18 protein-coding genes and 1 tRNA gene are annotated in these 21,489 nt (G+C 66.9%); 9 read left to right on the top strand and 10 right to left on the bottom strand.

Features of this window, described 5'->3' with window-relative positions:
* Positions 1 to 23 precede the first annotated feature (23 nt).
* Positions 24 to 1,298 carry a helix-turn-helix domain-containing protein gene (locus AB0M14_RS34470; RefSeq protein ID WP_365003859.1) on the bottom strand — a complete coding sequence of 425 codons (1,275 nt, stop codon included), beginning with the start codon at positions 1,296 to 1,298 and terminating at the stop codon, positions 24 to 26.
* Between the two features lie 71 nt (positions 1,299 to 1,369).
* The gene (gene aceE, locus AB0M14_RS34465) at positions 1,370 to 4,168 is read right to left on the bottom strand and encodes a pyruvate dehydrogenase (acetyl-transferring), homodimeric type (RefSeq protein ID WP_365003856.1); all 2,799 of its coding nucleotides are present in this window, start codon (positions 4,166 to 4,168) and stop codon (positions 1,370 to 1,372) included.
* 360 nt (positions 4,169 to 4,528) lie between these two features.
* Here aceE and AB0M14_RS34460 point away from each other — a divergent pair, with 360 nt between their 5' ends.
* From AB0M14_RS34460 to AB0M14_RS34435, 6 genes are all read left to right on the top strand, one after another.
* Positions 4,529 to 5,089 (top strand): hypothetical protein, encoded by a 561-nt coding sequence (locus AB0M14_RS34460; protein WP_365003224.1) that lies wholly within the window; start codon positions 4,529 to 4,531, stop codon positions 5,087 to 5,089.
* Between the two features lie 129 nt (positions 5,090 to 5,218).
* Complete coding sequence (locus AB0M14_RS34455; protein ID WP_194819238.1) at positions 5,219 to 5,641, top strand: DUF3052 domain-containing protein; 423 nt, start codon at positions 5,219 to 5,221, stop codon at positions 5,639 to 5,641.
* 89 nt (positions 5,642 to 5,730) lie between these two features.
* A complete protein-coding gene (locus tag AB0M14_RS34450) occupies positions 5,731 to 6,207 on the top strand; it encodes a peroxiredoxin (protein WP_365003220.1) in 477 nt (158 codons plus the stop codon).
* A gap of 30 nt (positions 6,208 to 6,237) precedes the next feature.
* Positions 6,238 to 6,309, top strand: a tRNA-Val gene (locus AB0M14_RS34445).
* 450 nt (positions 6,310 to 6,759) lie between these two features.
* A complete protein-coding gene (locus AB0M14_RS34440; RefSeq protein WP_365003217.1) occupies positions 6,760 to 7,119 on the top strand; it encodes a hypothetical protein in 360 nt (119 codons plus the stop codon).
* Positions 7,120 to 7,551: 432 nt separating this feature from the next.
* Positions 7,552 to 8,469: a nitronate monooxygenase gene (locus AB0M14_RS34435; protein ID WP_365003215.1), complete on the top strand. Its 918-nt coding sequence runs from the start codon at positions 7,552 to 7,554 to the stop codon at positions 8,467 to 8,469.
* 17 nt (positions 8,470 to 8,486) lie between these two features.
* On the opposite strand, the gene AB0M14_RS34430 is transcribed toward AB0M14_RS34435, so the two are convergent.
* Complete coding sequence (locus AB0M14_RS34430; RefSeq protein WP_365003212.1) at positions 8,487 to 9,236, bottom strand: class I SAM-dependent methyltransferase; 750 nt, start codon at positions 9,234 to 9,236, stop codon at positions 8,487 to 8,489.
* A gap of 86 nt (positions 9,237 to 9,322) precedes the next feature.
* Here AB0M14_RS34430 and AB0M14_RS34425 point away from each other — a divergent pair, with 86 nt between their 5' ends.
* The 3 genes from AB0M14_RS34425 (at position 9,323) to AB0M14_RS34415 (ending at position 13,984) form a co-directional block, all read left to right on the top strand.
* Positions 9,323 to 11,335 carry a hypothetical protein gene (locus tag AB0M14_RS34425; RefSeq protein ID WP_365003209.1) on the top strand — a complete coding sequence of 671 codons (2,013 nt, stop codon included), beginning with the start codon at positions 9,323 to 9,325 and terminating at the stop codon, positions 11,333 to 11,335.
* 81 nt (positions 11,336 to 11,416) lie between these two features.
* On the top strand, positions 11,417 to 12,859 hold the full coding sequence (gene gndA, locus AB0M14_RS34420; protein ID WP_365003207.1) for an NADP-dependent phosphogluconate dehydrogenase: 1,443 nt from the start codon (positions 11,417 to 11,419) through the stop codon (positions 12,857 to 12,859).
* 174 nt (positions 12,860 to 13,033) lie between these two features.
* Positions 13,034 to 13,984 (top strand): LysR family transcriptional regulator, encoded by a 951-nt coding sequence (locus tag AB0M14_RS34415; RefSeq protein ID WP_365003205.1) that lies wholly within the window; start codon positions 13,034 to 13,036, stop codon positions 13,982 to 13,984.
* Here AB0M14_RS34415 and AB0M14_RS34410 read toward each other — a convergent pair.
* The 7 genes from AB0M14_RS34410 to AB0M14_RS34380 all read right to left on the bottom strand — a co-directional run bounded on the left by AB0M14_RS34410 (position 13,919) and on the right by AB0M14_RS34380 (position 21,489).
* Complete coding sequence (locus tag AB0M14_RS34410; RefSeq protein ID WP_365003202.1) at positions 13,919 to 14,731, bottom strand: carbohydrate ABC transporter permease; 813 nt, start codon at positions 14,729 to 14,731, stop codon at positions 13,919 to 13,921. The two genes, AB0M14_RS34415 and AB0M14_RS34410, sit on opposite strands and share 66 nt — an antisense overlap.
* Positions 14,721 to 15,671 carry a sugar ABC transporter permease gene (locus tag AB0M14_RS34405; RefSeq protein ID WP_365003200.1) on the bottom strand — a complete coding sequence of 317 codons (951 nt, stop codon included), beginning with the start codon at positions 15,669 to 15,671 and terminating at the stop codon, positions 14,721 to 14,723. The genes AB0M14_RS34410 and AB0M14_RS34405 overlap by 11 nt, the downstream gene beginning before the upstream one ends.
* A 338-nt stretch (positions 15,672 to 16,009) precedes the next feature.
* Positions 16,010 to 16,867 carry a metallophosphoesterase gene (locus AB0M14_RS34400; protein ID WP_365003197.1) on the bottom strand — a complete coding sequence of 286 codons (858 nt, stop codon included), beginning with the start codon at positions 16,865 to 16,867 and terminating at the stop codon, positions 16,010 to 16,012.
* An 11-nt stretch (positions 16,868 to 16,878) separates the two neighbouring features.
* Positions 16,879 to 18,243: an ABC transporter substrate-binding protein gene (locus tag AB0M14_RS34395; protein WP_365003194.1), complete on the bottom strand. Its 1,365-nt coding sequence runs from the start codon at positions 18,241 to 18,243 to the stop codon at positions 16,879 to 16,881.
* Positions 18,244 to 18,274: 31 nt separating this feature from the next.
* Positions 18,275 to 19,402 (bottom strand): ABC transporter ATP-binding protein, encoded by a 1,128-nt coding sequence (locus AB0M14_RS34390; RefSeq protein WP_365003192.1) that lies wholly within the window; start codon positions 19,400 to 19,402, stop codon positions 18,275 to 18,277.
* 174 nt (positions 19,403 to 19,576) lie between these two features.
* Positions 19,577 to 20,611, bottom strand: coding sequence for a branched-chain amino acid ABC transporter permease (locus tag AB0M14_RS34385; protein WP_365003189.1), 1,035 nt, complete (start codon positions 20,609 to 20,611; stop codon positions 19,577 to 19,579).
* A complete protein-coding gene (locus AB0M14_RS34380; RefSeq protein WP_365003187.1) occupies positions 20,608 to 21,489 on the bottom strand; it encodes a branched-chain amino acid ABC transporter permease in 882 nt (293 codons plus the stop codon). Before AB0M14_RS34380 ends, AB0M14_RS34385 begins: the two co-directional genes overlap by 4 nt.

The following is a 21,489-nucleotide window of genomic DNA, read 5'->3' as shown; positions in this document are numbered from 1 at the left end:
GATCGACCGGTTCGGCGATTGCGTTACAGGCCGTCGTTGCCGACTGGCACGTGTGGTGCCTCCGGGGCAGAAGTTGACGGTTCGTTACGAGTTCGTGTCAAACGACCCACTGTTGCCGCGATCCGGAGCACATACGCGTCACGCGGATTCATCGGGTCGCGCCCCGTGATCTCAGCGATCCGTTTGAGTCGGTAGCGAACCGTATTTGGATGGACGTACAGCTGACGGGCACACGTCTCGACCGCGCCACCGCAATCCAGGTAGGCATCGAGGGTGTCCGCGAGCGACGATCCTGCTGCGGCCAACGGGAGCACAAGATACTCGTTCAACGCGTCCACCGCAGCCCTATCGCCCAACAAAGCGCGTTCGGGCAACAATTCGGTCGCGTGCACCGGGCGCGGCGCCCCGCGCCAGCCGACGACGGCCTCCATACCGGCCAATGCCTCGACCGCCGAGGAGTGCGCGGCGCCGAGGGTCCGCATGGTCGGGCCGATCACGACGGGACCGTCGGAGAAGACCTCGGCCAGCAGATCCGTAAGGAAAGGAGAGGCATAGCCGTTCTCGCCGAGATGACCGCTCACCACCATCACCAGCCGCGCGCCCTGCACCACCGCCAGTGCCGAGCGGCCGTGCCGGGCGGCGATGGTGTGCACCGAGCCGACCATGCCGACGCCCTGATCCCCCGGCGGCGTGCCCACCAGCACCGTGGCGAACGCGGTGGCGTCCCAGTTCAGCGTGGCCGCCCGGGACAACATGTCGGGCCCGGTGTCGCCGCGCACCACCGCGTCGACCACGAGCGCCTCCAGGCGGGTATCCCAGGCGCCGCGGGACTCCGCGGCGCTGGCATACACCGAGGCGGCCGCGAAACCGAGCTCACGCCCGTATCGCAGCACCGCCTCGGTCAACGCCACCAGCTGGCGGTCGTTGCGCGCCAGCGCGGGCAGCCACTGTTCGAAGAACTCCATGGCCACCCGGACCATGTCCACCGTCTGGCGCAGCGTCAGCCGCCGCGCCAGATCCTGCGGAATGACCTGAAAGGCATCCAGACTGAAGCGGATATCGCTGTCCGGATCCTGTAGCCACTCCAGGAAGTTCACCACCGCGGTCTGCACCAGCATCTGGACGCCGGCCCGCTGGGCGGCGTCCAGATCGGCGAAGAACGGCAACCGATCCTGCATCGACCCGACCGCCTCGGTGGAGAGGCGCCCGGAGAACTGCTTCACGCGTTTGAGCAGTGTGTCCGGGAGCGGGTCGCGGTTTTGCCGGTTCGGGGAGAGCGCGCCCGTAGGCAGATACACCTCGTGCTCGGAAGAGCCTTCGGAGATCCGTCTCGGCCGCGGCGGTTTACGGTCCACGTAGCAATAGTCCGCTATGCGAGATCGTCCGCGGAATCCACGGCCGGTTTCGGCGCGGCGTCCACGTCGTGGATGCGGTACTTCTTGGCAGCCTCGACCACCTTGGCCGGGTCCAGCTTGCCCGTGCGGGCCAGACCGTCCAGCGCGGCGACGACGATCGACTGGGCGTCGACGTTGTACACCCGCCGGGCGGCGGGCCTGGTGTCGGAGAAACCGAAACCGTCGGTGCCGAGCACGGTGAAGTCGCCCGGAACCCACTTGCGGACCTGATCCGGCACCGCGCGCATCCAGTCGGTCGCGGCGATGTAGGGACCCTGTACGCGCGCGAGCGCCTCGGTCACATACGGCTGTTCGATATCGGCGCTCGGGTCACGGAACTGGGCGATCTCCTTGGCCAGTGCTTCCTTGCGCAGCTCACCCCACGAGGTCACCGACCAGACATCGGCCTGCACACCCCAGTCCGCGGCCAGGATCTCCTGCGCGCGCACGCCGTCGGGCACTGTGACGCCCGAGACCAGGATCTGGGCGCGCACCTCGCCCTCGCCACCGCGCTTGTAGAGATACAGGCCCTTGAGCAGACCGTCGATATCGAGGCCCTCCGGCTCGGCCGGCTGCTGGTACGGCTCGTTGTAGAGGGCGATGTAGTAGAAGACGTCCTCGCCGCCGAAGGTATCGGTCTCGGGACGCTCCCGCGGCTCGGTGCCCGGCACCGAGTACGGCGGCACGGCCGGCGTGCCGCCGCCGTACATCCGGCGCAGGCCGTCGCGCACGATATGGGCCAGCTCGAAGGAGAAGGCCGGATCGTAAGTGACGACAGCCGGATTGGTGGACGCCAGCAGCAGCGAGTGGCCGTCATTGTGCTGCAGGCCCTCACCGGTCAGCGTGGTTCGCCCGGCGGTAGCTCCGAGCACGAAACCGCGCGCCAGCTGATCGGTGGCGGCCCACAGGCCGTCGCCGGTGCGCTGGAACCCGAACATCGAATAGAAGATGTAGAGCGGGATCATCGGCTCGCCGTGGGTGGCGTAGGAGGTGCCCGCCGCGGTGAACGACGCGGTCGAACCGGCCTCGTTGATGCCCTCGTGCAGAATCTGCCCGACGGTGCTCTCTTTGTAGGCAAGCATCAATTCCGCGTCCACGGACGTATACAACTGCCCGTTGCGGTTGTAGATCTTCAACGAAGGGAACCACGAGTCCATACCGAAGGTACGGGCCTCGTCGGGGATGATCGGCACGATCCGCTTGCCGATTTCCTTGTCCCGCAACAGGTCCTTCATCAGGCGCACGATCGCCATGGTGGTGGCGATCTGCTGCTTGCCCGAGCCCTTGCGCACCGACTTGTACGCCTCGTCGCCCGGAAGTTGCAGAGGCTTTGCCGCAGTGCGGCGTTCGGGCAGGTAACCGCCCAGGGTCTTCCGCCGGTCCAGCATGTACTGGATCTCGCGGGCCTCCATACCGGGGTGGTAGTACGGGGGCAGGTACGGATCCTTCTCCAGCTCGGCGTCCGAGATCGGGATGCGCTGCAGATCGCGGAAGTCCTTGAGGTCCTGCAGCGTCAGCTTCTTCATCTGGTGCGTGGCGTTGCGGCCCTCGAAGTGCTTGCCGAGGGTGTAGCCCTTGATGGTCTTGGCCAGGATCACTGTCGGCTGGCCCTTGTGCGCCATCGCCGCCGCGTAGGCCGCGTACACCTTGCGGTAGTCGTGGCCGCCGCGCTTGAGGTTCCAGATGCCCTCGTCGGACAGATCCTGCACCAGGGCCTTGGTGCGCGGGTCCCGTCCGAAGAAGTGATCGCGGACGTAGGCGCCGTCGTTGGCCTTGTAGGTCTGGAAGTCACCGTCGGGGGTGGTGTTCATCAGGTTCACCAGCGCGCCGTCGCGGTCCGCGCCGAGCAGCGCGTCCCACTCCCGGCCCCAGATCACCTTGATGACATTCCAGCCGGCGCCGCGGAAGAACGACTCCAGCTCCTGAATGATCTTGCCGTTACCGCGCACCGGGCCGTCCAGGCGCTGCAGGTTGCAGTTGATGACGAAGGTCAGGTTGTCCAGGCCCTCGTTGGCTGCGACCTGGATCAGGCCGCGCGACTCCGGCTCGTCCATCTCACCGTCGCCCAGGAACGCCCACACGTGCTGATCGGTGGTGTCCTTGATGCCGCGATCGTTGAGGTAGTGGTTGAACCGGGCCTGATAGATGGCGTTCATCGGGCCCAGGCCCATGGACACCGTCGGGAACTCCCAGAAGTTGTTCAGCAGCCGCGGATGCGGGTACGACGGCAGGCCGTGGCCCGGGCCGCCGTGGCTGTATTCCTGCCGGAAGCCGTCCATCTTGTCGGTGGACAGGCGGCCCTCCAGGAAGGCGCGGGCATAGATGCCGGGCGAGGCGTGACCCTGGATGAAGATGGAGTCGCCGCCGCCGGAATGGTCCTTGCCGCGGAAGAAGTGGTTGAAGCCCACCTCGTACAGCGCCGCCGAGGACGCGTAGGTCGAGATGTGGCCGCCCACACCGATGCCCGGGCGCTGGGCGCGATGCACCATGATCGCGGCGTTCCAGCGAATCCAGGCGCGGAAGCGCCGCTCCACCTCCTCGTCGCCGGGGAACCACGGCTCGTTCTCGGTGGGGATGGTGTTGACATAGTCGGTGGACGTCAGCGACGGGATGGCGACACGACGTTCGCCGGCCCGTTCCAACATGCGAAGCATCAGGTAGCGCGCACGCCCCGGGCCCTCCCGGTCGAGCATCTCATCGAACGACTCGAGCCATTCGCTGGTCTCCTCCGGGTCGATGTCCGGTAGGTAGGACGCCACCCCTTCGCGGATCACCCGAACCCGAGCCGCCGCCTGGTGCGCCTTGGGCGCGCCGCCGGCGGAGGCGGGGTCGGTATTCGGCGCAGCGGGTTTCGCTGCGGCGGAAGAGTGGATCAGGTCGGTCAAATCTGCTCCTCGTACAGGGGGTGGACAAGCTGTTGGCGTCTGTATCCCCGGGCGGGCCGCTGAGGTTGTGCGAACCACCCGTCTACGTAAGGTCCGGGCGCACCTTCCATCCTTGCTGAAGGCGCGTCCCAGGTCATCATGTCAGCAGGAAATCCAGTACGGTTTCCTCCGCAGCGGGTTACCCGGTAGTTTTCCGGCGCGCGCTTTTGCTGATCGATACCGCCCAGACACCCAAGAGCGGGGAGAGTGATGAAGCTGCTGGATCCACGCCGTCTCGGACTCGTGTGCGCGGCCACCGCCGTCGCCGCAGGTCTGACCGTCGCGGGCTGCGCGAATCGGGTTGACGGCGTCGCCAATCCGAACGCCGCCGATCTGGCCGCGTACAAGTCCGACGCCGTCGCGTCCTCGGCGGCCGCCACGTCCTCCCGGAAGGCCGCCGCGCAGGCGCAGGCCATCAGTGAGAACTGCGCGCAGTTCCCGACGACCACCGGAGTCGGCGTCAAGGCCTACAACGATTTCGTGGACGCTCACGATTCGAACGCCGCCGACTACGCGGCCAAGCGCGACGGCGCCGCGCAGACCCTCGACGACGCGGCCAACAAAGTCGAGGCGGGGATGAACAGTGTCGCCGGCGGCACGCTGCCGGACGATCTTGCCAGTAAATTTTCCGCTTACGTTTCCGCGGCTCGTTCGCTTGCCGAGGAGACCCGGAAAATGACCTATACCGCTCCCGTCGGCGGGCTCAACGAGGCAAGCAAGCAGGTCAACGACGCACGCACCGCCGTGAAGGACGCTTGCCCGAAACGCTGAAAACCGACCGGAAACCCGAGATCGACCCGCGACATTCGGTGGCAATTCCGCCGATCGGCTTGCGCTCGGGGCGATAACCATGTTCGCTTGCAACTACCTATTGTCTCGGGAGTTGAGGAGGACACCACCGTGGTCGCCGCGGCGGACGCGCAGAACTACGCTCAGAAGCTTGGCATTACACACGGCATGGTTGTCCAGGAACTGGGATGGGACGAGGACACCGACGACGACCTGCGGGCCGATGTCGAGGAAGCCATCGGCAGTGAAATGGTCGACGACGACACCGATGAGGTGGTCGACACCGTTTTGCTCTGGTGGCGCGAAGGGGACGGCGATCTGGCCGACGAGCTGATGGAAGTCATCAGCCCGCTGGCCGACGACGGCGTCATCTGGGTCCTCACCCCCAAGACCGGTAAACCTGGCCATGTCGATCCGAGCGAGATCGCCGAAGCCGCGCCCACGGCGGGCCTGACGCAGACTTCTGCGATCAGCCTGGGTTCGTGGACCGGAAGCCGCTTGGTACAGCCGAAGGCCCCTATCAAGCAGCGCTGAGTACAGGCAACGCTGACCCATTCGCTATGGTTTTCGCCGGGCGATGCTTTCGTCGCCCGGCGAAACCCGACACGATGGAGGACTCGCGGATGCCCCTGGATGGACCCTTGGAAATCGGTGCGCTAGCGCCGGATTTCACGTTGAAGGATCAGAACAACCAGGACGTCACGCTCTCGTCTTTTCGCGGTGTGAAGAACGTGCTCATCGTGTTCTATCCGCTCGCCTTCACCGGCATCTGCCAAGGCGAGCTCTGCAAGGTGCGCGACGAGCTGCCCAAGTTCCAGAACGAGGACCACGAAATCCTCGCCATCTCCGTCGGCCCCCCGCCCACCCACAAGATCTGGGCCTCCGAACAGGGCTACGTCTTCCCCCTGCTCTCCGATTTCTGGCCACACGGCGCCGTCGCCCAGTCCTACGGTGTCTTCAACGAGAAATCCGGCTACCCCAACCGCGGCACCTTCGTCGTAGACAAGACCGGCCACATCCGATTCTCCGAAATGAACGGCCCCGGAGAGCCCCGTGACCAGGCGGCTTGGGAGAAAGCGCTCGCCGCGCTAGATTCATAAACCGCGCCGTCGGTTCCCACCGACGGCCCCGCGCGAATAGCTCAGTGGTAGAGCTCTGGTTTTACACACCAGCGGTCGGGGGTTCGAAACCCTCTTCGCGCACTTCGAACCGGCAGGTACCCGTGGGTGCCTGCCGGTTTCTTGTTGCCCCACGTCATCGATCCATGGGACGAACGTGGGGCAATTGTCCCGATTTTCGCCCGATATGTCCGAAATATTGTCGGTGCTATCCCGGAGACTGGTCTGATCCCGAAGGCAGTCGAGGAAGGACGGCCGATGGCAAGAACAGGCCGGGCACGGTGGGGCCAGAACTGTGTGATGTGTTTCGTCATGGTGGCCGACCGCCGCGGCCTGCTAGGCGGTGGGCCTGGTGCATGGACCGTGACATGCGGGCGCTGTGAAGACATGGCCCGGCGGACCGGGTTCAAATACCACACCTCACAGCCACCTCCCGACATCCCGATTGACAAGCCACCTGGCAACGCCGCCAGTCGAATTTGGTTGAGCGCCATGGGCGTGCGGTGGCCATGCAGCCAGTGCGGTGGCATCGGGATGGGCCTCATCGGCATCAAACCCGTCTCGGACAACCGCGGCGCCTTCAACTGGCTTGTTCTGATGACGACCGACAGCGCGTGGAAGCTGGCCAAACAGCTACTCGATCGATCGCAGGTCGCCACCGACATCGCAGCCGCCATCAGGGCAAGGCCTGATCCAGCCGGAGACGGCGTCGCACTATGCGGCGGCTGCACGCACTGCGGCGAGCCGCTAAACATCCTCAGAAACCCTGCTATGCGCGAAGACATGGCGCAGCGCCGGTTCACCACTCTTACGTCGGTCGGGTTGGCAGAGTGCTCCGTTGTGAAGTGGCATCGAGCCCTGTATGACCCAGCTCGGCAGCTGACGAGGCTCTAAACAGCCTGCGAGGCCCGGTCGGACCGTCATCCAGCAGGATCTGGAGCACGGAGGTCGGCGCTCGAAATGGCATTGGGCGCTTTGAGATTCGGCCAAACGTTTCGTAAGAACCAAGTCCTGGCTCGTTCAGGCCGGAGCTGGAAGCTTCGGAATGACCTTGTCCTAGCCCGTTCGACGCGGAGTTCGGAGCGAATTTGATCGATCAGCGCCTTCTTCGCGGTTCGCTTCTCCTGTTCCAGCTGCTGGAGATCGAAACTTGCTGGCCTGCATGGATCTATGCTGAACTCCGCACCAGGCCGAAGCCAGATCGACACCGCCGCTGCGGTACTGGTTTACACACCAGCGGTCGGGGGTTCGAAACCCTCTTCGCGCACCATCGAGATCGGCGATCGTCGCCGCGCGGCACGGGTCCTGTCGTAGCAGGATGAGGCTGTGACGAATCGTGTTCAGGCTTTGCTCGGGGTCGAGTTTCCGGTTGTGCAGGCTCCGATGACTTATATCGCTCGGGCGGAGTTGGCGGCGGCGGTGTCCGAGGGTGGCGGGCTCGGGATGATCGAGACGTTGACGCCGGAGGGGCGGGCGGATCTGCTGCGGGTGCGGGAGTTGACCGAGCGGCCGGTGGCGGCGAATTTGATGATTCAGGGGTGGAAGCGGGACCCGTCGATTGTCGGGGTGCTGGCCGAGGCGGGGGTGCGGCATGTGTTCACTTCCGCGGGTGATCCGGCGCTGTTCACCGAGCGGCTGCACGATGCGGGGATGACGGTGGTGCACGTGGTCGGGTCGTTGCGGGGTGCGCTCAAGGCGGCGGCCGCGGGGGTGGACGGGTTGGTGGTCGAGGGGGTGGAAGGCGGCGGGTTCAAGTCGGCGCTGGGGGCCTCGACGATGGTGTTGCTGCCGCTGATCGCACAGCACCTGGATCTGCCCTTGATCTGCGCGGGCGGCATCTGTGACGCGCGGTCGGGAGCGGCCGCGGTGGTGCTCGGCGCGGAAGGCGTGCAGATGGGCACTCGCATGCTGGCCAGTGTGGAGGCCGCGGTGCACACGAACTTCAAGGACGCGATCGTCGCCGCCGACGACGCCGGGACGGTGCTGCTGGAGGTCCCGGGCAATCCCACGATGCGGGTGCTGCGGGTGGGGATGGCGGCGCGGATCCGCGAAAACGCCTCCGACGCACGGCTGCTCGGCCGGATCGAAGAACTGTATTTCGCCGGGGATCTGGAAGCCAGCGTGGCCAATACGGGCCAGGTATCGGCGCGCATCACCGATCTGCGGCCCGTCGCGGACATCGTGCGTGAGACCTGGTGTGACATCGAATCGGTACTCGACGGAGCCCGGACCCGGCTGAGCTGAGCTCGCGAAGATTCGGTTCAGCCGAGGTATTCCGATTCCAGCACAAGGTCTTTCAGGAATGACTGGTATTCGACATGGGTGTTGTGCTCGACGGTGCGCCACGACGTGCCCTCGTGGTCGCGCATGAAGCGGCGGTAGTCCGGGGCTCCGGGGATCTTGACGTTGTCGGCGACGACGACACTGCCGGGGTGTAACCAGCCGGCTTCCAGGATCGTGTGGAGATCGGGGAGGTAGGCGCTCTTGAGGTGGTCGAAGAAGACGAAGTCGAGCGCGCCGGGGGTGAGGGCGTGGTCGGTGGTGAGTTTGTGGCGGGTTGAGCCGCCGTCGCCGAGGGTGCCGTCGAGGACGGTGACTCGGTCGGCGAGGCCGGCGTGGGCGATGATGTCCCGGGCCAGGGCGGCGTTGACGGGGTTGAGTTCGAGGGAGAGCAGGCGGGCGTCGCCGGTCAGGAGACGGGCGGTGCGGACCGCGCTGTAGCCGATGTAGGTGCCGAGCTCCAGTAGCAGGGTCGGCTGCGCTTTGCGGATCGCCGCGTCCAGCAGGAGGCCCTTCTCGTCGCCGACGTTCGGCAACAGGGTTCGGGCGCGGGCGAATTCGCCGATGGTACGCAGCATGCTTTCCGGGTCGCCGGGTGTCGCGTGGGCCAGCACGTAGTCGCGGGCCGCCGCCTCGCGACCGTCGCCGAATTGGCCGGTCCGGCTGAAGGACGACATGCCCCGGGCCAGGCCGATCACCGATTTCGCCACGTAGCGGATTCGATCCAGCATTGCAGGAATTATGCCCGGTTTCTTGCCGCGCCAGGGGGTTCCCGGCCGATACATTGAAAGCTGGCCCGCCAGGGATGGAGGCTCGGATGCAGCGCTCGATCGGCAAGAAGCTCATGGCGGTGTGGGTCGCGGTGGTCCTGCTCGCAGCGCCGGGGTGTGGGCCGGACGGCGGCGAGCAGGCCTTCCGGTTTCAGGTCACCGAAGGGCAGAACCTCAACTATCTGCTCCGCGAGGGGGATACGGCGGCGCATCTGCTGTTGCGGTCGGGGGTGAATCCGCGGATCGTGGTGGCGTTTCCGGCGGGGAACAGTGGGGTCGGGGCGTGGTTCGAGCCGTTGGGCGCGGCGGCGGAGTGGGATTTGACGGAAGCGCCGGAGGCGAAGGCGGACAAGGACTCCCGGGGCCGAGCGCGCACGGGAATCGAGTTCACGGCGTCGATCAGGACGCCGAGCCTGACGGTGCGGCAAGGGGTGTTGTCGAATGTGCGGGTGTTGCGGGACTACAACCAGAAAGGGGTTGTCCCGTCGGAAGTGCTTGTCGCGCCTGTCATTTCGGGCAATGCGATGACCTGGGAGCGGGATCGGGTGGATGGCGGGCCGGGATATCGGCTGCGGATCGAGGTCGCGGACGGCACGGTGGCGGCAGGGGTGATCTCCGCGCCCGCGGACGGGCGGATCCGGCTGCGGGTGACTGCGTCCACCGGTGATACACCGTTGACTCCGCTGACCGGGAACGAACTGCTGAACGGGAGCGAAGCGCGGCTCGAAGGCGCGAAGAACACGCTGACGTTCCTGAGCTACCGGGAGAAGTTCCTGGGCGGGTCGTGGCAGTACCTCACCTACTTCGGGCGGGACACCTTGATCTCGACGATGTTGTTGATGCCGGTCCTGGCGCCGGAGGCGACCGAGGCGGGCCTGCGGGCGGTGCTGAACCGGCTGGGGCCCGACGGGGCGGTGGCACACGAGGAATCGCTGTCGGAGTTCGCGCTGCTGACCCGGCAGCGGGAAGGCGAACCGCCCGGCGACGGGCCGATTCTGGACTACAACATGGTCGATGAGAGCTACCTGCTCGCGCCCGTAGCCGCCGCATATCTGCTCGACAACGGAGCGGGCGCACAGCGCGGCGGCGACTATCTGCGCGGCGACAATGTAGTCGGGTCGACGCTGGTGCGGAATCTCCGGCTGGTGGTGTCGAGCGCGACTGCGTTCGCGGCCGAGCCGCGGTATCAGAACCTGATCGCGTTGCTGGCGGGACGGGATTCCGGCCAGTGGCGGGACAGCGATATCGGAATCGGAAACGGCCGCTATCCGTACGACGTCAACGCCATCCTGGTGCCCGCCGCGCTCGAAGCGACCGCGCGGCTGCTGGACAGCGGACTCCTCACGCCGTATCTGACCGAGACCGATCGACTGGAATTGTCCTACGCCGCAGCGCATGCGAAGGTCTGGCGGGCCGAAGCGCCGAGGCTGTTCACCGTGACGCTGGAGCAGCGCCAGGCACAGCAGGCGGTCGACACCTACGCCGCCGAGGTCGGGGTTCCGACGACGGCACTCGGCCCCGATCCTGTTGTCTTCCCTGCCGTTTCCCTCAGCGCGGCGGGCACACCGATCCCGATCGCCCACTCCGATGACATCTTCGAGCTCCTGTTCAGCCGCCCCGCCCCCGACGACCTCGGCAAGAAGGTCGCCGCCCTGGTCCGCCCGTTCCCCCTCGGCCTGATGACCGGCGCCGGAATGGTCGTCGCCAACCCGGTCTTCGCCGACCCCGCACTGCAAGCCCGATTCACCACGCACGACTACCACGGCACCGTGGTGTGGTCCTGGGTCCAGGCCGCGTTCGCCGCGGGCCTGCAACGCCAACTACAGCGCACCGACCTGCCCGAGCCGACCCAGGACCTCCTGCGCACGGCGCAGCGCACCCTGTGGGACGCGATCGACGCCGCGGCGTCGATGCGGAATTCCGAACTGTGGACCTGGAGTTTCGAAAACGACTCCTTCCGCGTCGTCCCCTTCGGCGCCCGCACCGCCGACGTCACCGAATCCAACGCCGCGCAATTATGGAGCAGCGTCTACCTCGCGGTGCAGCGCCCGATGTCCTGAGCTCGGGCGCGACGGGGTAGAAAAGGGGTCGGGCGCGGTTCGCGCGGCCACGCAACGACACCTGAAGGAGAGAGGCTCTTCATGGCGACCTCTGAAGCGCGCGCACAGATCGGTGTGACCGGCCTGGCGGTCATGGGTAGCAATATCGCCCGGAACTTCGCCCGGAACGGGTACACCGTCGCGCTGCACAACCGCAGTGTCGGCAAGACCGACGCGCTGCTGGACGCGCACGGAGGCGACGGTGACTTCGTGCGCACCGAGACCATCGAGGAATTCGTGGGCGCGCTGGAGAAGCCGCGCCGCGTGCTGATCATGGTGAAGGCGGGTGACGCCACCGACGCCGTGATCGAGGAGCTGGCGGCCGCGATGGAGCCCGGCGACATCATCATCGACGGCGGCAACGCGCTCTACACCGACACCATCCGCCGCGAGAAGGCCATGTCCGAGCGCGGGCTCAACTTCGTCGGCGCGGGCATCTCCGGCGGCGAGGAGGGCGCGCTGAACGGTCCGGCGATCATGCCGGGCGGGCCGAAGGAGTCCTACGAGTCGCTGGGCCCGCTGCTGGAGTCGGTGGCCGCCAAGGTCGACGGCGTGCCGTGCTGCACCCACATCGGCCCGGACGGCTCCGGGCATTTCGTGAAGATGGTGCACAACGGCATCGAGTACGCCGACATGCAGCTGATCGGCGAGGCCTACCACCTGTTCCGGGACGCACTCGGTTTCGACGCCAAGCAGATCGCGGACGTGTTCACCGACTGGAACGCCGGTGATCTGGAGAGCTACCTGATCGAGATCACCGCCGAGGTGCTGAACCAGGTCGACGCGAAGACCGGCAAGCCGCTGGTCGATGTGATCGTGGACGCGGCCGAGCAGAAGGGCACCGGCCGCTGGACGGTGAAGTCGGCGCTGGATCTGGGCGTGCCGGTGACCGGTATCGCCGAGGCCGTGTTCGCCCGCGCCATCTCCGGCTCCCGCGCGCAGCGGCAGGCCGCCGTCGGTCTGGCCTCGGGCACCCTGGCCGAAAAGCCCACCGACGTCGCGCAATTCACCGAGGACATCCGCCAGGCGCTCTACGCCTCGAAGATCGTGGCCTACGCGCAGGGCTTCGATCAGATCGCGGCCGGCAGCGCCGAATACGACTGGGATCTGCAGCCCGGCGATCTGGCCACCATCTGGCGCGGCGGCTGCATCATCCGGGCCCGCTTCCTGAACCGCATCAAGGACGCCTACGCCGAGAACCCGGAGCTGTCGAGCCTGATCCTGGCCCCGTACTTCCGCGAGGCCATCGAGACGGCGATCGACAGCTGGCGGCGCGTGGTGTCCACGGCCACCCTGCTGGGCATTCCGGTGCCGGCGTTCGCGTCCTCGCTGTCGTACTACGACGCGCTGCGCGCCGAACGCCTGCCCGCCGCGCTGACCCAGGGCCAGCGTGACTTCTTCGGCGCGCACACCTACGAGCGCATCGATGCCGAGGGCAAGTACCACACGCTGTGGAGCGGCGACCGCTCCGAAGTGCAGGCCTAGCAACCGGGCTCTGAGCGAGGCGGCGACGCCTCGCTCAAAGCCGCTGCCACCGGCGCGTGCGGTACCACAGCGCCGCGCGCGGGCACGCCATCGAGCCGCCGACCGCCGTCCGTCCCGGATTCATCCGGTGTTAGCTGCCGTGGCTACCCTCACGGGTACGCGGAAGGAGGCGGCATGGAATTCCGGCATCTCGTTTCGTTCCTGGCGATCGCCGATGAACTGCATTTCGGCCGGGCGGCGCAACGACTGCATCTGACCCAGCCGAGTCTGAGCGCCCAGCTGCGCAAGCTGGAAACGGCGCTCGATGTGCTGCTGGTCGAACGCAATTCGCACGAGGTGCGGCTGACTCCCGCGGGGCGGGAGTTCGAGCTGCAAGCCCGGCAGATCGTCGCGCAGATGGAGCGGGCCGCGCTGGCGGCGAAGGCGACGGCGGAGGGACGCGCGGGCACCCTCAGCGTGGGCTACAACCTGCCGGCGAGCCGGCACGTGCTGCCGGACGCGCTGGCGCGGATGACCGACCGGCATCCGGATATCGCGGTCGCATTGTGGGAGAAGCGCACCGGGCCGCAGTTGACGGCCTTGGCGGACGGCTCGCTCGATATCGCCCTCGTATACGGGCATCCCAGCACCTCGGAGTTCCGGTATCGGCTGCTGCTGCATCGGGTGCCGCTGGTGGCGGTGGTGGGGCGGCGGCATCGCTGGGCCGAACGGGCCAGTGTGCCGTTCGCGGAACTGCAAGGGCAGGAGTGTGTGCTGTTCTCGCGGGACCAGTGCCCGGCCATGTACGACTCCATTTTCCGTGCGGCGGCGCAGAATCGGATCTCGCTGACGGTCGCCCGGCATGCCGACGACCCCGGTGCGACCGCGCACATGGTGTCGGTGCGCCCACTGGTCGGGTTCGCGTCGGTGACGCGGGCGATGTCGATGGGGCTGGGCGCGCACGGCGACGGCCCGGTCGCGGTGAAACTTTCGAACCCGGTGCCGACGCTGGATCTGTACGCGGTGTGGCGGGCCGAGGAGACGAATCCAGCCACGGCGCTGTTTCTGGACTGCCTGGAATCACTTCAAACCCGAACGGACGAAAGCGTTCACGATGTGGCGCTGCAACACCAGGTAGAGCAGTAGCACCGGCAGACAGGCCAGGCTCGCCACCGCCATCAGCGGCCCCCACTGGTCGCCCTCGCTGCCCATGAAGCTGCGCAGCCCCAGCTGTAGCACGCTGTTGGACTGCCGCAGAACTACCGCGGGCCAGAAGTATTCGTTCCAGGCGTTGATGAACAGCAGGATGCCTACGGCCGCGAGGGCGGGTCGCAGGTTCGGCACCACCACGGTCCACAGGATCGACCACGACGAGCGGCCGTCGATCTTGGCGGCGGCGATCAGCTCCTTGGGAAAGGCGGCCATGTGCTGACGCAGCAGCAGTACGCCCAGCGCCGAGCACAGTGTCGGAAGTACCACTCCGATAAGCGAATTGATCAATCCCAAACGGTTGAGCAGGATGTAGTTGGGCAGCATGGTCACCTGGAACGGAACCAGCCAGGTGCCGACGAAAGCCAAGTACAGCACCCGTTGCAGCGGGAAGTTGTACATCGCGAAGGCATAGGACGCCAGCAACGCGATGAGCAGCTGGCCCGCGGCCGAAAGCGACGCCACGAAAAAGGTATTCGCGATCAACCCGGTGATGTCCACCTTGTTCGCCGCGTCCGCGTAGTTGGCGAGCGACAGCGGCCACGGAAAAGGCGACAGCGAGTTGATGTCCTCGGGGCGGCGCAGCGCGGTCGCGAACAGCCAATAGATGGGGAAGATGCACAGCAGCGAGGTAGCCCCGAGTAGGAGGTGACTCGCTGTGGTGCGCGCACGTTCAATCATCATGGAAGGCCACCTTTTCCGAGATCCAGACCAGGATTCCCGCGAGGACGCCGAACCCGAGGAACAACAGCACGCCCGCCGCCGCGCTGAGCCCGGCATCGAAGCTGTGGAACGCGTAATCCCAGAGCAGGTAGTAGATATTGGTGGTCGCTTGCGAGGGCCCGCCCTGGGTCATCGAATCGATCAGCGGGAATGTCAGTGTCGGACTGAGCAATACGGTGGTCAGCACAAGGAACATGAGCGTCGGCGACAACAACGGCAGCGTGATCCACCGCCGAATCTGCCCCGGGCTCGCGCCGTCGACCCGAGCCGCCTCGTCGTAATCACCACTGATCCCCGCCAGCCCGGCCCACACCACCAGCACCGCGAACCCCAGCAACTGCCACCCGGTGATCCCGAGGATCACACCGTGCGCGGTGGCGGCGTCGTACACCCAGTTGCGATCCGATCCGAGAATCTGGTCCACGAAACCGCTGCCGGGATGCAGCAACCACCGCCACACCGCCGCCGCAGCGACGGGCGCGACCAGGAACGGCGCGAAAACCAGTGCGTGATAGACGGTCCTGGCCCGGCCGTGCACGCGCCGACTCGCCAAAGCGATGAGCACCGGCAGCAATACCGTCAACGGCAGGAGGCCCACGATCAGCACCGCCGTCCGCCCCAGCGCGTCCCGAAATGCCGGAAGCTCCAGCAGCCGTTCGTAATTGGCGGTGCCCACCGAGGTCATCGGAGAGCTGGGCAGCAGATTCCAGGAGTACGTAGACAGCTGGAACGCCTGCGCCAACGGCTGGTAGGTCCACACCACGAGCAGGAACAGCGCCGGGGCCAAGTACAGATACGGAGCGCAGCCACGCAGGATCCGCCGTGACAACAACCGGCGCGTGGGTGCCACTCGCCGCCCGATCTCCAGATCCGCTTCCCGTTCCTCAACAACGACGAACATGCCGCCCCGGCCTCCCCGTCATTCCGAAACTCGCCGTCGTCCGGAGCCCGGGCCGCTCCCGAACCCATCGCCGGCCCCGAGCCTCGCAACCATGCGGAGACCTCCCGACGCCGTTCCGGGCTCCGCAGCCGTCCAGAGCTCCGTGGCCAGCCCGAGGGTGTCGCCGTCCCGAGCCTTGTTTGCGGAACGCGGCTCATCAGCTCTGGCCCGGAACCGATCCGGAACTCTGTCGGCAGGCCGAGTCCCGCCGTCATGCGGAGCCCTCGTCTGCGTCTCGAGCTCTGTTGCCAGCCGAGGCTCAGCCGTCAAGCCGCGCACACCGGCGGATCTGGACGAACTCACTGTGCCTCGACTCGGTCGATGGCTCGCAGATGGTCCAGCATCTCCCCCTCATCCCGCTCGTAGACGTCACCCGCCGGTGTGGCTTCCACTGCGGTGACCACGAAATCCATGCCGAGCACATCGATTCGGCTGTAGCCGAAGCCCTGGACCGCGCGCATCCGGCCGGTGGGTGGCATGGCGTCGAAGCGGTAGGCGACGGCGGGGCCGACCCAGACCGGAATCCCGGCCAGCGAACCGGCCGCGGTCATGTGGTTGTGGCCGCACAGGATCATGCGCACATCGGTGTTCGCCACCACGGCCGCCAGCCGGACCGCCTGGTCGAGGTTGAGCAGCTCGGACGCCGCCATGCCGGACGACAGGGGTGGGTGGTGCAGGACGAGCAGCGTGCCGCGGGGTGCGGGGCGGCGTAGCTTCCGCCCGAGCCACACCAACTGGCCGGCCTCCAGTTTGCCCCCGTGCCGCCCGGGCGTGGTGCTGTCCATCGCGATGATACGCAGGCCCGCGACTTCGAAGACCTGGTCGTGCGGCTTCTTGATCGATACCGCGCCCGATGTGTGATCGAGCAGTTCGATGCCGAATGCGCTGCGCTCGTCGTGGTTTCCCATGACGTAGACGACCTGTGCGCCCAATTCGGCCGCCGCCGGTTCGACGGCCGCGCGCAGTCTGCGGTAGCCCTCCGGCGACCCGTTGTCGGTGAGATCGCCGGAGAGGATCAATGCGTCGATCGGGCCGGAGGCCCGCAATCGGTCCAGTACCAGGGTCAGGTTGGCGTAGGTGTCCACCGCGTCGTAGAGCAGCTCACCGGCGGGTCGGATGTGGGTGTCGGTGAGCTGCACGATCCGTAGATCTCGCATTTGCGCGAACCTCATGCGGCCGGAAGGAGTTTCGCGCCCTCGGCGCGAGCGGCGGCCAGGGTGGACTGCGGATCCTTGCCCTGGAACACGATCGACTCGACGGCGTCCATCATGCCGTCACGTATCTGCAGATAGTTGTTGCCGGGCATGGCGACCCAGGGCTCCATGCCGTTCAGCTGCGCCACATTGGGCGCAAGCAGCGGGTTCGCCGCCGACCAGGCACCCAGCGAGCTCGGCTCGTTCAGCAATCCGGTGCGCAGCGGCAGGTAGCCGATGTTCTTCGAGATCTTCACGTAGGACTCCTCGCTGGTGAGGAACTTGATCAGCTCCCAGGCCGCCCGCTGCTTGGCTGGATCGTTGGCCAGGATGTGCAGGCCCGCACCGGAGTTGGTGGGCACGGCGGGCTTGTCGCCGAAGCGCGGCATGGCAGTGGAACGCAGGTCCCACTTGTCCTTGGCCCCGGTGACGAAAGTGCCTTGCAGAGCGCTGGTTTCGAGGATCATGCCGACGTCGCCGCGGGCGAACGATTCGTAGCCCTGCTTCTGCGCGAGCTTCGGCATGCCGCTGGTGTTGACGAGATCCTGTGCCATCCGGGTGACTTCGACGACCGGGGCCTCGGCGTAGGTGAGGGTGCGGCGGTCGTCGGAGATGATGCGCCCGCCGTTGGATCGCACCAGCGACTGGAAGCACCAGTCTTTGGCGGTCTTGGTCAGGCAGTCGATGTAGATGCCGTCCTTACCGGTCTTGGCGTTGATGGCCCGCGCGGCTTCGGCGACCTGCTGCCAGGTGGCCGGGGGCTGGTTCGGGTCGAGACCGGCGGCGGTGAACAGGTTCGCGTTGAAATACAGCACCGGCGTGGAGAAGACGAACGGGACGCCGTAGGTGTGGCCGCCCCAATCGTCGAGGGTGCGGGCGCGCGGGTGGTAGGGCAGGCGACCGTCGAAGTTGCGTTGCACCGCGTCCTTGCCGAACAGGGTGTCCAGCGGCTTGGCGCGCAGCTGATTGATTGTGAAATCCAGGTCGCTGAAACCTAATTGGGCCACGTCCGGCGGGTTGCCCGCGACCATCTGGTTCTGGATGCTGGAGACGGTGTCGGTGGCCGGGTTGGGGCTGTTGCCCTGCGGCTTCTGCGCGGTCACCTTGATGTTGGGGAACTTCTTGCCGAAATCGGCGATCAAGGAATTGAAGGTATCGGTCCAGGCACCGGCGACGCCGTAGTTGTAGGACTCGAACACGATCGAAACCTGCTGCCCCGGTGCCAGTTCGGGGACCTGCGCGGTGGACGTGGGTTCGGTGGTGGTGCCCCCGAGGCCACAGCTGCTGACGGCTGTGGCGACGGCGAACACCAGACCCAGGAAGGGGGCGGCGCGTTTCACGAGGTTCTCCTCATCAAGTGTGGTGCGGTAGTCAGGGGACGGGCACGGCGGCCGCGGACGGCTCAGGCGAAACCGATTGCGGCTCTTGCCAGGTCAGGCGCAAGCCGGAATCGGGGTGGAAGAGGTGGATGTGCGCGGGATCGACGCGGAAGCCGACATCGTCCCCGGCGCGGACACCACAGGGCCGGGGCATGCGGGCGCACAGCGAGTCAGCGCCGACCGTGACGTGCACCAGCTCCTCACTGCCGAGGTTCTCGACCATCGTCACGCGTCCGCGCACCGCGGACGCCGCGCGATCGATCCGGAGTTGCTCGGGGCGGATTCCGGCGAGGACGGCGCTGTCGTCACCGGAATCCGCCGTGATGTCCAAGGCGGCGTCGATGCCGTCGGACAACACCCGCAACCCGCCGTCCCGCCAGGACACGACCGCGGGAAACAGGTTCATGGGCGGGGAGCCGAGAAAGCCGGCGACGAAGGCGGTTCGGGGCCGGTCGTAGAGCTCCTCGGGGGTGCCGACCTGTTCGATGCGGCCCGCGTCGAGCAAGGCGATGCGGGTGGCCATGGTCATGGCCTCCACCTGGTCGTGGGTCACGTACAGGAAGGTGGCGCCGAGGCGGCGGTGCAGGGCGATGAGTTCGGCGCGGGTGGCGCTGCGCAGTTTGGCGTCGAGATTGGACAGCGGCTCGTCCATGAGGAACGCGCCCGGGTCGCGAACCATGGCGCGCGCCAGGGCGACTCGCTGTCGCTGCCCGCCCGAGAGTGCGGCGGGGCGGCGATCGAGCAGCGCCGACAGTTCGAGGGTCTTGGCCACCTCGGTGACCCGCTCGGCGATCCGGGCGCGCGGTTGCCGCCGGGCCCGCAGCGGGAACCCGATGTTCTTCGCCACCGTCAGATGCGGGTAGAGCGCGTAGCTCTGGAACACCATCGCCAGGTCCCGTTGCTGCGGAGCGGTATCGGTGATGTCGGTGCCGTCCAGCAGGATTCGGCCCGAAGTCGGCTCCTCCAGCCCCGCGATCATCCGCAGCAGAGTGGATTTGCCGCAGCCGCTCGGGCCGAGCAGCACCATGAATTCCCCGTCGGCGATGTCGAGGCTCACCTCGCGAACGGCATGGTCCGCGCCATAGGTTTTGGCGATCGCATCGATCTGTAGCCGGGCCACCAGGGCTCCTCCGGTCGGGCTTGGGCTCGTACCACCGAAGTCTGGGGCCGCGGCCACCCGGAACACCGGGGCGATAGGCGATTCCGATCGGGCGATCGACACGGGGACCGCTCCCCCCGCGCAACAGCGAACCGCCGCGGTACCGGATGGCGCCGCGGCGGTTCGGAGTTTTTTCTACTTGCGCCGGCCTGCTATGGCGGTCGCGATCCGGCCGCCCAGACCGGCGAGACCGCTGGGCGCGAGGTACATGACCGCGATGATGAGCAGGCCGAAGACGGCTCCCGGCGCGGCCTGGTTGATGTCCTGAGCGAAGCTCGGGACGAACAGCACGAACAGTCCGCCGAACAGCGGGCCCCACAGCGAGCCGAGGCCGCCGACCACCAGCCCGGCGAGCAGGGTGATGGACAGGCCGACCGCGAAGGAGTCCGGCGAGACGTAGGCGATCACCCAGGTGTACACACAGCCCGCGACCCCGGCGAGCATGGCGCTCCAGGCGAAGGCCAGGGTCTTGTAGTAGGCCGGGCGCACGCCCATGATCTCGGCGGCGGTCTCGTTGTCGCGAATCGCGTTGAGCGCCCGGCCCACTCGCGAACGGTGGATTCCGGCGACCACCAGCAGGCAGGCCACGGCCGTCGCGAGGCAGAGAAAGTACAGCCACTGATCCTCGGCGAGCCCGGACCACTCCGGCGGGATCGGCTTGTCGAGGGTGAGCCCCATCGAGCCGCCGGTGACGGACTCGAAACGCTTCAGCAGCGGCACCACGAAGATGGCGATGGCGAGTGTGACCAAGGCCAAGTACAGGCCGCGCAGGCGCAGCGCGGGCACGCCGAGGGCAAGACCCAGGACGAAGCAGACCGCCGCGGCGACCGGCAGGGTCGCCAAGTATGGCGTGTCCCAGCGGTCCAGGAGGACCGCGGCGGTGTACGCGCCGACGGCCAGGAACGCACCGTGCCCGAGCGAGATCTGACCGGCCTGCCCGACAAGCAGATTCAAGCCGAGCAGCGCGATCGCGTACACCAGCGCCATGCTGAGCTGGAAGGTGTGGAACGGCGTCAGCTGGAATGGCGCGAAGCAGGCCGCCACGAAGAGCGCCGCGATCACCAGAAACCGGCGCCGCGCCAGTATCCGGCCGAGGAGGGAAAGCCGCGGCGACGCTGCCACTTCCGGCGCGTCCACGGCACGGGGTGCGGCGGTGTCCTTGATGCTCATACCCGTTCCACCGCCGCTTTCCCGAAGAGCCCCTGCGGCCGCAGCAGCAGCACGCCGAGGATGATCGCCAGTGGCACACCGATTTTCAGCTCCGTGCCGATGAAGTCGACGTATGCGCCGGTGAGGGTTTCGGCGACACCGACGATCAGCCCGCCGGCGACCGCGCCACCGGGACTGTCGAATCCGCCGAGCGTCGCGGCGGCGAAGGCATAGATCAGGACGCCGCCCATCATGTTCGGCTCCAAGAACAGCAGCGGCGCCGAGAGCACGCCCGAGACCGCGCCGACCAGCGCGGCCAGACCCCAGCCGAGCGCCAGCACCACACCGACCCGGATGCCGACCAGCCGCGCCGAAGCCGGATTGCACGCGACCGCGCGCATCGCCAACCCGATCCGGGTGTAGCGGAACATCAGATAGAGCAGGCCCATCACCACCGCGACCACGGCGATCACCCCGAGGCTGCCGTATCCGGCGCTCACTCCGACCGCGCGTAAAGTGCCCTCCGGGAAGGGATTCGGGAACGCCTTCACCTGATACGACCAGATCCACCCGGCCGCCGCGTTGACGAAGAAGAACAACCCGACCGTCACGATGACCAGGGTCAGTTCCGCGCCGCCCTCCACCGGCCGGATGATCACGCGCTCGATGAGCATGCCGCCGGCGAAGGACACCGCCAGCGTGATCGGCAGCGCCAGCCAGAACGGCATCCCGCTCTCGGTGCACTGCCAAGCCAGGAACGCGGAGAACATGGCGAGCTCGCCCTGGGCGAAATTCACGATTCCGGTGAACCGGTAGATCAGCACCAGCGCCAGCGCCAATCCGGCGTAAATAGCTCCGGCACTGAGCCCTTCGATGAGTTGCTGCAAGAATCCGATCAC

This window comes from Nocardia sp. NPDC051832 (assembly GCF_040681285.1).
GTDB lineage: Bacteria > Actinomycetota > Actinomycetes > Mycobacteriales > Mycobacteriaceae > Nocardia.
Note: the sequence above shows the minus strand (reverse complement) of the source record. Positions and strands in the feature narration are given on the sequence as shown.

Excerpts from the sequence above, each read along its gene's own strand:
- AB0M14_RS34460 (WP_365003224.1), top strand. The coding sequence starts at position 4,529 with ATGAAGCTGCTGGATCCACGCCGTCTCGGACTCGTGTGCGCGGCCACC.
- AB0M14_RS34450 (WP_365003220.1), top strand. The coding sequence starts at position 5,731 with ATGCCCCTGGATGGACCCTTGGAAATCGGTGCGCTAGCGCCGGATTTC.
- AB0M14_RS34440 (WP_365003217.1), top strand. The coding sequence starts at position 6,760 with ATGGGCCTCATCGGCATCAAACCCGTCTCGGACAACCGCGGCGCCTTC.
- AB0M14_RS34430 (WP_365003212.1), bottom strand. The coding sequence starts at position 9,236 with ATGCTGGATCGAATCCGCTACGTGGCGAAATCGGTGATCGGCCTGGCC.
- AB0M14_RS34425 (WP_365003209.1), top strand. The coding sequence starts at position 9,323 with ATGCAGCGCTCGATCGGCAAGAAGCTCATGGCGGTGTGGGTCGCGGTG.
- gndA (WP_365003207.1), top strand. The coding sequence starts at position 11,417 with ATGGCGACCTCTGAAGCGCGCGCACAGATCGGTGTGACCGGCCTGGCG.
- AB0M14_RS34415 (WP_365003205.1), top strand. The coding sequence starts at position 13,034 with ATGGAATTCCGGCATCTCGTTTCGTTCCTGGCGATCGCCGATGAACTG.
- AB0M14_RS34410 (WP_365003202.1), bottom strand. The coding sequence starts at position 14,731 with ATGATGATTGAACGTGCGCGCACCACAGCGAGTCACCTCCTACTCGGG.
- AB0M14_RS34405 (WP_365003200.1), bottom strand. The coding sequence starts at position 15,671 with ATGTTCGTCGTTGTTGAGGAACGGGAAGCGGATCTGGAGATCGGGCGG.
- AB0M14_RS34400 (WP_365003197.1), bottom strand. The coding sequence starts at position 16,867 with ATGCGAGATCTACGGATCGTGCAGCTCACCGACACCCACATCCGACCC.
- AB0M14_RS34385 (WP_365003189.1), bottom strand. The coding sequence starts at position 20,611 with ATGAGCATCAAGGACACCGCCGCACCCCGTGCCGTGGACGCGCCGGAA.